This window comes from Flavobacterium olei (genome assembly GCF_039749035.1).
GTDB classification, from domain to species: Bacteria; Bacteroidota; Bacteroidia; order Flavobacteriales; family Flavobacteriaceae; genus Flavobacterium; species Flavobacterium olei.
On record NZ_JBDKWC010000005.1, the window covers coordinates 164620 to 165336 of the forward strand.

The following is a 717-nucleotide window of genomic DNA, read 5'->3' on the forward strand; positions in this document are numbered from 1 at the left end:
GCTACGACAGTTCAAGGCCGTAGTGATGAGTGGGATGCCAAATCGCCAAACTGGGTTAAGATCAATGGTCGTGACGGGGTTGACGGAGTAAACGGTGTTCCGGGCGGAGCAGGTACACCGGGAATTGACGGAACCACGCCAGATTCCAACATCTGGATCAATACCACTACAAAAGAGGTATTTGCTTATGTAGGACCTGGACCTAAATATCCGTATGAAGGAAACGAGAAAAACTGGATCAGTATAAATGGTATCAATGGAATAGACGGTAAAAATGGAATTGCAGGAGGTAAAGGTCTTCCTGGTAGTGCAGGTTTAGATGGTACTATTGAGATGTACGTGGATTACGAAACAGGAAAAGTTTACGTAAGAGATCCTAAAGATAAAACTAAATGGATTTCTATTACATCAACAGTATCTGAGACGCTTACGGTTCTGAAATATGATGTTTTAACCAATAAGTTAACTTATACAGATGAATTAGGAGGTATCACAACCATCAATCTTAAAGATCTGGTTTCTAAAAATGAAACGCTAACCGTACTGGCATACGATTCTATAACGAACAAGTTGACTTATACAGATGAATTAGGAGGTATTGCAACCATCAATCTGAAAGATTTAGTTTCTAAAAATGAAACGCTTACTGTATTGGCATATGATTCTATAACGAACAAGTTGACTTACAAGGATGAATTAGGAGGTGTAGCAACAATC

At 39.3% G+C, this 717-nt stretch carries 1 pseudogene; it reads left to right on the forward strand.

Annotation, left to right across the window (positions count from 1 at the left end):
- A pseudogene (locus ABEB31_RS14600) lies at positions 1–717 on the forward strand (hypothetical protein); the annotation flags it as partial.